The organism is Pseudomonas sp. XP1 (genome assembly GCF_053557675.1).
The window spans coordinates 1-8,843 of record NZ_JBNRIJ010000003.1 but is presented as its reverse complement, the minus strand read 5'-3'; the positions used below and the strand labels follow the sequence as shown (position 1 = coordinate 8,843).

8 protein-coding genes are annotated in these 8,843 nt (G+C 62.9%); 4 read left to right on the top strand and 4 right to left on the bottom strand.

What is annotated here, in order from left to right:
- The first annotated feature begins 95 nt into the window (after positions 1-95).
- Positions 96-1,745 (top strand): MFS transporter, encoded by a 1,650-nt coding sequence (locus ACK1U9_RS03910; RefSeq protein ID WP_046614268.1) that lies wholly within the window; start codon positions 96-98, stop codon positions 1,743-1,745.
- Positions 1,742-2,875 (top strand): HlyD family secretion protein, encoded by a 1,134-nt coding sequence (locus ACK1U9_RS03905; RefSeq protein WP_108479807.1) that lies wholly within the window; start codon positions 1,742-1,744, stop codon positions 2,873-2,875. The genes ACK1U9_RS03910 and ACK1U9_RS03905 overlap by 4 nt, the downstream gene beginning before the upstream one ends.
- Positions 2,876-2,888: 13 nt before the next feature.
- Here ACK1U9_RS03905 and ACK1U9_RS03900 read toward each other — a convergent pair whose 3' ends face one another.
- Both ACK1U9_RS03900 and ACK1U9_RS03895 read right to left on the bottom strand, forming a co-directional pair.
- Complete coding sequence (locus ACK1U9_RS03900) at positions 2,889-3,542, bottom strand: dTMP kinase (protein WP_085600938.1); 654 nt, start codon at positions 3,540-3,542, stop codon at positions 2,889-2,891.
- Positions 3,543-3,634: 92 nt separating this feature from the next.
- Complete coding sequence (locus ACK1U9_RS03895; protein ID WP_108479808.1) at positions 3,635-4,423, bottom strand: helix-turn-helix transcriptional regulator; 789 nt, start codon at positions 4,421-4,423, stop codon at positions 3,635-3,637.
- Positions 4,424-4,585: 162 nt separating this feature from the next.
- Between ACK1U9_RS03895 and ACK1U9_RS03890 the strand changes: the two genes are divergently transcribed.
- Together ACK1U9_RS03890 and ACK1U9_RS03885 are read left to right on the top strand one after the other, a co-directional pair.
- Entirely contained in the window at positions 4,586-5,407 is an 822-nt protein-coding gene (locus ACK1U9_RS03890) for a carbon-nitrogen hydrolase family protein (RefSeq protein ID WP_108479809.1), read from the top strand.
- 99 nt (positions 5,408-5,506) lie between these two features.
- Positions 5,507-6,829: an APC family permease gene (locus tag ACK1U9_RS03885; protein ID WP_108479810.1), complete on the top strand. Its 1,323-nt coding sequence runs from the start codon at positions 5,507-5,509 to the stop codon at positions 6,827-6,829.
- A gap of 173 nt (positions 6,830-7,002) precedes the next feature.
- Here ACK1U9_RS03885 and ACK1U9_RS03880 read toward each other — a convergent pair whose 3' ends face one another.
- Both ACK1U9_RS03880 and ACK1U9_RS03875 read right to left on the bottom strand, forming a co-directional pair.
- The gene (locus ACK1U9_RS03880; protein ID WP_230385742.1) at positions 7,003-8,520 is read right to left on the bottom strand and encodes a sensor domain-containing diguanylate cyclase; all 1,518 of its coding nucleotides are present in this window, start codon (positions 8,518-8,520) and stop codon (positions 7,003-7,005) included.
- A gap of 211 nt (positions 8,521-8,731) precedes the next feature.
- Positions 8,732-8,843: hypothetical protein (locus ACK1U9_RS03875; protein WP_232881519.1), on the bottom strand; the 112-nt coding region annotated here is incomplete at its 5' end.

Here is an 8,843-nt window from a genome sequence, read left to right as displayed (position 1 = left end):
GTGCAGTACCTGTGGGAGCGGGTTTACCCGCGAAGAGGCCAGTGCAGGCGATAGACTGTTTTCATCCCCCGGCGCCCTCAAGTACAGTCTGCCCCATGGACAAATACGCCCCCCGCCAGTGGCTCCCCCACGAAAAGCCCAGCTTGCCGGGCTCCCCCTCCACGCCCCTGCACACGCCCGCAAAGCGCCTGGCCTACGGAGTCGTCGGGCTGCTGGTGGCGATCACCGGTGGGCTGGGCAACGCGCTGGTCACCGCCAACCTGGTGTTCCTGCAAGGTGCGCTGGGCGCAACCACGGCGGAAATGGCCTGGCTGCCGGCTGCCTACGTAATGACCAACGTGTCCATCAACCTGCTGCTGGTGAAGTTTCGCCAGCAATTCGGCCTGCGCGCGTTCACCGAGGTGTTCCTGGTGCTCTATGCCCTGGTCACCTTCGCCCACCTGCTGGTCAACGACCTCAACTCGGCCATCGCAGTGCGGGCGGCCCATGGCATGGTCGGTGCGGCGCTCAGCTCGCTGGGGCTGTACTACATGATCCAGGCGTTCCCGGCGCAATGGCGGCTAAAGGCGATGGTGCTTGGCCTGGGCGCCTCGCAGCTGGCGTTGCCACTGGCACGGATATTTTCCGAAGACCTGCTGCAGATCGCCGAATGGCGCGGCCTGTACCTGTTCGAACTGGGCCTTGCACTGGCTGCGCTGGGTTGTGTGCTGATGCTCAAGCTGCCCCCCGGTGACCGCTTCAAGACCTTCGAGCCGCTGGACTTTCTCACCTTCTCGCTGATGGCCAGCGGCACCGCCCTGCTGTGCGCCGTGCTGTCACTCGGGCGTATCGACTGGTGGCTGGAGGCGCCCTGGATCGGCATGGCGCTGGCGGCCTCGATCGCACTGATCTTCAGCGGCCTGGCCATCGAGCACAACCGCCAGAACCCGCTGCTGATGACCCGCTGGCTGGGCAGCGGCGCGATCATTCGCCTGGCCCTGTGCGTGGTGCTGATCCGCATGGTCACCTCGGAGCAGTCCACCGGGGCGGTCGGCTTCCTGCAGGCGCTGAACATGGGCAGCGAACAGATGCGCACGCTGTACGCGGTCATGCTGCTGGGCGCAGTGGCCGGCCTGGCCAGCAGTGCCCTCACCATCAACCCCAACCACCTGGTGATCCCGCTGTTCATCTCGCTGCTGGCCATGGCCACCGGCGCCTTCATGGACAGCAGTTCGAGCAACCTCACCCGCCCGGCACAGATGTACCTCAGCCAGTTCCTGCTGGCGTTCGGCAGCACCTTCTTCCTCGGCCCATCCATGGCCCTGGGCATCAGCCATGTGCGCGCCAACCCGCGCAACCTGGTGAGTTTCTCGGTGCTGTTCGGCATCTGCAACAACCTCGGCGGCCTGATTGGCGCGGCGCTGCTGGGCACCTTCCAGACCTGGCGGGAAAAATTCCACTCCAGCCACCTGATGGACCGCCTCAGCTACCTGGAACCGTTGGTCACGGCCCGCGTGCAAAGCGGCGGTGCCGGCTACGGCGGCATCATTGCCGACCCGGCGCTGCGCAGCGAAGCCGGCATGCGCCTGTTGGCCAGTGCCGCCACCCGCGAGGCGAATATCATGGCCTACAACGATGTGTTCGTGCTGATCGGCTGCATCGCTATCCTGACCATGATCTGGATCTGCATCCGTGGCACCTGGCTCTGGCACACCAAACGCCGGGCCATTTCCCCTGACTCCACCCCCGGCGCGCCCACCCGATGACCGACGACACCCGCACCACGACCACCACCGCCATTGCCGAAACCCCGGAAGGCGCCACGCCGCCCAGCGAGCCGACCAGCCCGGTGCGTTCGCGGCGGGTGCGTATCCTGTCGTCGATCAGCTTCGCCTGTGTGGCCCTGGCCGGTATCCTGCTGGTGCTTTATGCCTGGCGCCTGCCGCCATTCAGCAGCGCCATCGAAAGTACCGAGAACGCCCTGGTGCGCGGCCAGGTGACCATCATCGGGCCGCAGCTGAGCGGCTATATCGTCGATGTGCCGGTGCACGACTTCCAGTTCGTCAAGGCCGGCGACCTGCTGGTGCAACTGGACGACCGCATCTACAAGCAGCGCCTGGCTCAGGCCATCGCCCAGCTGCAGCAACAACAGGCGGCGCTGGCCAACAACCTGCAGCAACGTAAAAGTGCCGAAGCCACCATTGCGCAGCGCCAGGCGGCCATTGGCGATGCCGCTGCCCAGGCAGCCAAGGCCAGGGCCGACCTTGGCCGCAACCAGGCGCTGGTCAGCGACGGCTCGGTGTCGCGCCGCGACCTGGACCTGGCCCGGGCCAGCGAGGCCGCAGCTGTCGCCAGCCTGGCCCAGGCCAGGGCGGCACTGGAAATCGCCCGCCAGGACCGCGAAACCGTGGTGGTCAACCGGGCCGCGCTGGAGGCCTCGGTGGAAAGCGCCAAGGCCGCCGTGGAGCTGGCCCGCATCGATCTCGACAACACCCGTGTCACCGCCCCGCGCGACGGCCAGCTTGGGCAGATCGGCACGCGACTGGGGGCCTATGTAAATTCCGGTGCGCAGTTGATGGCGCTGGTACCCGACACCTTGTGGGTGATCGCCAACATGAAGGAAACCCAGATGGCCAACGTGCGCATTGGCCAGCCGGTGAGTTTCACCGTGGATGCGCTGAACCACTTGAAGCTGCATGGGCACGTGCAGCAGATATCACCGGCCACCGGCTCCGAGTTCGCCTTGCTGCAGGCGGACAATGCCACGGGCAACTTCGTCAAGATTGCCCAGCGCATACCGGTGCGGATCACCGTGGATGCAGACCAGCCGGAGGCTCGGCGCCTGCGACCGGGAATGTCGGTGGTGGTCAGTATCGATACCCGTGGCGAACACTGATGAAAGCTGGAAGTCAGCTACCATCGCGAACAGGCCACCCACCAACCCGCTCAATACACCGAAGCACGCCATCGATCTCGGCCACTACCTGCCGCGTTGCATCCTCGATGGCCCCTTCATTACGGCACAGTACCCAGCCGTATTGCGCAACCGCACGTTCGAACGCCTCGGTACAGGCAACCTGCTCGTCCAGGCTATGGATCACCGTACTGCCCAACCCACGTGTTCGTGCCGCGGCCCTTGCCCATGAAGTATCGGGGAGCGTGACAACGCCGACATGCAAATCGGGCACTTGCACATTTCGCTCGAGGTTCAGGCGCAAGATCTCGTCGAACGCCACGCTGCGCCGAAATGCGGCGTCAGACGGGTACCAGCGATCGATCAGGATGATGCTGCCCGCGGGCTGCCTGGGCAGCACGTGCCGGGAAATCCAGGCACGGCTTTCGGCGAAGCGCTCGCATACCCTCATTTCCAGGGCCCGGGAGGGGCTTCTGACCAGTTGATTGACGAGGGCCATGGTTTCTCCCCGGTAGGGGTCGCTTTTTTTCTCGCAAAGCCGGATCACTTTCTTGTTGTCAGCCCTCAGGGCCTTGGTAACCGCCTCCAGAAGCGTGGTTTTGCCGGTGCCCTTGGGCCCATCGATGGAAACAAACAGCGGGCGGGTCATTTTTAATTACCAGTCAAATCTGAAGATGCAGCACAGGCCCCAGGTGACAAAACATTCAGCACAAGCCAGTTGGGGCATGCAGCCAGCCTGAATCAACCCAGCTGGGCCTGAAGAAACAGCGAAAACAGCTCCGACTGCGATTTGATACCCAGCTTGCTGTACATATGCTTGCGGTGCACTTTCACTGTTTCCACGGAGATTTCAAGCTTGCGCGCGATCTCTTTGCTGGAACACCCACTCAGCATCAGCCGCCCCACCTCCAGTTCACGACCGGTCAATGGCGACTCCATCTGCTCGACCCTGTCCTCCATGCGGCTTTGCCAGTGCGGTGCGGGCTTGGTGGCCTCTTCAAGCAACTCCCGCTCGAAGGTCATGCGCTGGCGCATCAGCGCAGTGACCCACGGCCGCAACAGCTCCAGCAGGGTGACCTGTTCGATGCTGAATCGGCGTTTGCTACCCAACGACAGGCACAGCGTGCGCTGCGCATCCAGCTGCACGTTGAACTGAATTTCATCGGCAACCACGTTAAGCCGGAAATAGCGCTGGTAGTAGTCCGTCTGCTCGAAACACTCAGGGGCTACATCCGCCAGGCGCACCAGGCCGGACGCTGCCGACTCCCGACTGGCCACGTAGAACGGGTCCAGCAGGTACAGGCCCTTCAGATAATCCTGAAACAGCGGATCAGGGTTGCCGTCTGCACTGGGGCATTCGGCGAACACCTGTGGGCGCCCAGCGGAAAACAGCAGCGCAACCCAGCTGTCGCAGGCAACGTACTCGTTCAGTAACCGCACCAGGGCTGTCCAGAAGTGGTCCTTGTCGAGGGTTTCGATCAATTGGCCTACCGATCGGTGCCAGGCGATGTCGTGCAGCGTAAGATTCATCCTCTACCCCTGTTGGGTTACCACGTGGGCGTAATACCCCCCGCCATGATGACCACCCCATAATCCGGGCTAGCTTACGCTGAGCGAACCTGTACCGGGATCGTTTTTTACACCCCATGCCGCCAGGGCATGGCGGTCGAAGCTGTTAGTCGAGGATTGGAAATGAAGGTAGAGCTTGTCCAACTGGCCGGTCGCGATGGCGATACCGCGTACAACCTGCAGCGCACCATCGAGGCGATCGGCAACTGCGGCGCCGATACCGATCTGCTGGTCTTCCCGGAAACCCAACTGATGGGCTTCCCGACCGAAGAGAATATCGGCCGCCTCGCCGAGCCACTGGATGGCCCGAGCATCACGGCAGTCCAACAGGCTGCACAAGCGCAAAACGTTGCCGTGGTCGTCGGGATGGCCGAAGCCGCAGACGACGGTCGTTTCTACAACACCACCGTACTGGTCACACCTGAAGGCGTAGCGCTCACCTACCGCAAGACCCACCTTTGGGCATCGGACTGCGGGGTTTTCACCCCAGGCGACCGTTTTGCGACAGCCCTGTTCAAAGGCATCCGTGTCGGCCTGCTGATCTGCTTTGACATCGAATTCCCCGAAACCGCCCGTGCCCTGGGGCAGCTGGGCGCAGAACTGATCATCGTCACCAACGGCAACATGGACCCGTACGGGCCCACCCACAGAACCGCCATCACCGCACGCGCCATGGAAAATCAGGCCTTTGCGGTCATGGTCAACCGCGTGGGCGACGGTGATGGCGGCCTGGTTTTCGCTGGCGGCAGTGCCGTCGTCGACCCGTACGGCCAGTTGCTGTGCGAAGCCGGCCGGGGCGAGTGCCGGATGACCGTCGAGCTGGGCATGGAGCAACTGCAGCAGTCGCGGCGCGATTACACCTACATCGCCCAGCGCCGCATCCGGCTGCCGGGTGAACAGGTCGAGCATGCCAACGGCCTTCGCGAACTGATCATCCCCTCCTGAATATTCCACCCTTCCAGGCTCTCTTACTGGAATGCAAGGCCGCCAGGGACGGCAGCGTGTTCGACTCTGAATAACAATCACAAGCTGGAGCAAGCAGTAATGGCCACACTCAAGCGAACGCTTTCGCTGGGCTCGGTGGTGCTTTTCGGCATCGCCTACATGACCCCCATCATCGTTCTGGGCACATTCGGCATCCTCGCCGAGACGACGGGAGGGAAGGTACCCGCAGCCTACCTCGCTGCCGCCATCGCCATGCTCTTCACCGCCTTGAGCTACGGCCACATGGCGCGTGCCTTTCCGGTCGCAGGGTCCGCCTATACCTACGTGCGCAAATCGATCAGCCCGCAGCTGGGCTTCATCACCGGTTGGGCGGTGTTGCTCGACTACCTGTTCCTGCCCATGGCGATCTGGCTCATTGGCGCGGCCTATCTGCACTCGGCGTTCCCGGGCGTGCCGCAAGCCATCTGGGTGCTGGCATTCATTGGCATCACCACAACGATCAATGTGATCGGTCTGCGGCTGGCCAAGACCGTCAATGGCCTGTTGATGTTCATCCAGTTGCTGGTGCTGGCGGCATTCGTTGCACTCGCGGTGCACTATGTATGGGGTGACCCCACGGTGGCGCTGTGGACACTCGAGCCGTTCTACAAGGAAGGCACCCAGTTGCCGCTGATCATGAGCGGTGCGGCGATTGCCTGCTATTCATTCCTGGGCTTCGACGCGGTCAGCACCCTGACTGAAGAAACCAAGGAACCACGCAAGAACATCCCGAAAGCCATCCTGCTGATCACCCTGATCGGCGGTGGGCTGTTCATCGCCTGCAGCTACTTCGTTCAGCTTGCTCACCCGTCCACAGACTTTGCCAACGCCGACGCGGCGGCTTATGAAATTGCCCAGAACATCGGTGGCGACATCTTCGTCAGCATCTTCCTGCTGGGGCTGATTGTCGGCCAGTTCACTTCGGGCCTGTCGGCGCAAGCCAGCGCCTCCCGGCTGCTGTATGCGATGGGACGTGATGGTGTGCTGCCCAGGGCACTCTTCGGCAAGCTGAGCGAACGCTTCAGCACGCCAGTGCCCAGCATCATCCTGTGCGGGGTGGTCGCCCTGCTCGCCTTGCGCATGGACGTGACGACCTCCACCTCGTTCATCAACTTCGGGGCGTTTCTCGCCTTCAGCCTGGTCAACCTGGCGGTGATCTTCCACTACTGGGGTGCCATGCAACAGCGTGGTGCCAACGCGCTGCTGATGTACCTGGCGTTCCCCCTGGTGGGCTTTGCCTCCACCTTGTGGCTGATGGCGAGTCTTGATCACCTGGCGATCTACCTGGGGGCAGGCTGGCTCTGCCTCGGGGTGCTCTACCTGACCGTGATCACCCGTGGTTTCAGGCGCAAGCCCCCGGAGATGCACTTCGAGGAAGCCTGAGCGGCCCATCGATGAGGAAGATCCGGTCATTGTCGACCTCGACCTTGGGGTGCCTGGTGCGCAGTGCCTTGGCAAAGGCCCAATAGCGCTACACAACCTGCGAGAGCAACCGTAAGGCCCTGTCGAAGGCCCGCGCGGAGGTTACATTTGTAATCCTCTTCGCGGGCCGGCGATCATCCCGCGCTTACCACCCGATTGCGCCCGGCGTCCTTCGCCCTGTACAAACGCTCATCCGCGCACTTGAGAATGGCGGCGGACGTTTGCTCGGCGGACGTACGGCCGGCTACCCCGATGGAAATCGTCATCGCACCGACCTGGTCCAGCGGGCTGGCAGCGATTGTGGTGCGGATGCGTTCGGCAATGTCGGTTGCCACCTGCAGGCTGGTATCCGGCAACAGCAGGCAGAACTCTTCCCCGCCGGCCCGGCAAGCCAGGTCGCCTGCGCGTGAACAGGACTGGATGATGCCCGCGATATGCTGCAGGGCGACATCCCCGACATCGTGCCCCCATGTATCGTTAACCCGCTTGAAGTGGTCTATATCCAGCGCCAGCGCACAATACTGCTGCTCGCGCTGGTCGAGGATCGCCAACGCCGCGTTCATGCCCCGGCGGTTGACCAGCCCGGTCAGCGGGTCACTTTCCGCAGCGTGGTTCAGGTTGCTGATCTTCAAGTCCAGTAACTGCACCCCGGCCACCAGCGCACTGCGAATGGCCGCAGCCTCGGCGTACCAGGCATTCAGCGCGTGCAATTCCCGGCTGGCACCGAGTTCAGGCACGTGTTGCGCACTGTTGGCCAATTGCCGCAGTGGGCGGGTAACCCAGGTGGACACCGCCAGTATCAGCAACAGCCCGAACAGGCTCACGGGCAGCAGTTTCAACAATGTGTCATGCATCAGGTTACGCAACGGGTGCAGCGCGTCCTCCCGCGGTTGCTGGGTCACCACCGCCCAGTGCGCGGCCTTGACCTCGGCATACCCGGCCAACATCGGTATGCCTCGATAGTCAGTCGCTTCCAGTTCCCCCTCGCCCCCTCGCAAGGCCGCATGGGCAGTTGCGCTGGAGTCCAGCACCACCCCCAGCCTGGTGGGATCCGGGTGATACAGGACCTGCAGGTTCTCGTCGACGACGAACGCAAATGCGTCGGCGAGCTGATGCCCACCGATAAGGATGCTCATTACCCCACCTTCTCGCAGGTTCACCACGCCCCCGATCAAGCCGAGCACGTTGCCTTGGCCATCGCGAATGGGGTTGGAGATGAAAACGCTGAAATGGCCGTCAGGTGAGGTGAACGCCTGGCTGACCAACGGGCGTCCGGCGCTTGCCGCTCGCCTGGCGGCTTCACCGAGTTTCAAGGTTTTCGCGAAGTCCAGGTGCGGGTAACCATCGAGTATGTTCCCCGAGGCATCGGCAATGATCACGATCTGAAGCTCGGAATCCTGCGCCTGCAGGCGTTTCGCTTCGCTTGTCACCAGGGCGCGGTTGGTGAAGTCCTGCCCGATCAGTTGGCTGCTGTATTGCAGGCGCTCATGCACCGAATGGATGAACTGGTCGATACTGGACGCCACCTTGTAGGCATAGGCCTTGTGCGATTCCAGTGCCGAGTGGATCAACGAGTCACGCATCACCCCGTAGGCAACGACCAGGCAGGTGGCCAGCGTGACCAGGACGCTGGTCGACAGCAGCCACAGCATCAGACCGCGAATGCCTATGTATCGCGCGCTCGTTCTGCTCGTTCTCTCCATGAATAGCGGCTCCCCCTGCCCCCTTCAGAGCGTAGAAGACTCCGCCATCGGTGCAAGGGCCGGGGTAAGGCCGCTTTGCGGCCCCAATCGGCTTGACTGGCTTGCATCAGAAAACAGGGAATCGGCGCCTGCCCTACGGTGGCGCCGATCCTTTCAGGCCTTACACCGCCAGCGCGCGCTCACGCAGTTCGCTGTTGAGGATGCGGTCGTTTTCGCTGTAATCGACCGGGCAGTCGATCACGTGCACGCCCGGGGTCTTGATGCAGTGCTCG

What these genes read in the sequence shown, in the direction of transcription:
- ACK1U9_RS03895 (WP_108479808.1), bottom strand. Translation starts at nt 4,423, where the DNA reads ATGAATCTTACGCTGCACGACATCGCCTGGCACCGATCGGTAGGCCAA.
- ACK1U9_RS03880 (WP_230385742.1), bottom strand. Translation starts at nt 8,520, where the DNA reads ATGCTGTGGCTGCTGTCGACCAGCGTCCTGGTCACGCTGGCCACCTGC.
- ACK1U9_RS03910 (WP_046614268.1), top strand. Translation starts at nt 96, where the DNA reads ATGGACAAATACGCCCCCCGCCAGTGGCTCCCCCACGAAAAGCCCAGC.
- ACK1U9_RS03905 (WP_108479807.1), top strand. Translation starts at nt 1,742, where the DNA reads ATGACCGACGACACCCGCACCACGACCACCACCGCCATTGCCGAAACC.
- ACK1U9_RS03900 (WP_085600938.1), bottom strand. Translation starts at nt 3,542, where the DNA reads ATGACCCGCCCGCTGTTTGTTTCCATCGATGGGCCCAAGGGCACCGGC.
- ACK1U9_RS03885 (WP_108479810.1), top strand. Translation starts at nt 5,507, where the DNA reads ATGGCCACACTCAAGCGAACGCTTTCGCTGGGCTCGGTGGTGCTTTTC.
- ACK1U9_RS03890 (WP_108479809.1), top strand. Translation starts at nt 4,586, where the DNA reads ATGAAGGTAGAGCTTGTCCAACTGGCCGGTCGCGATGGCGATACCGCG.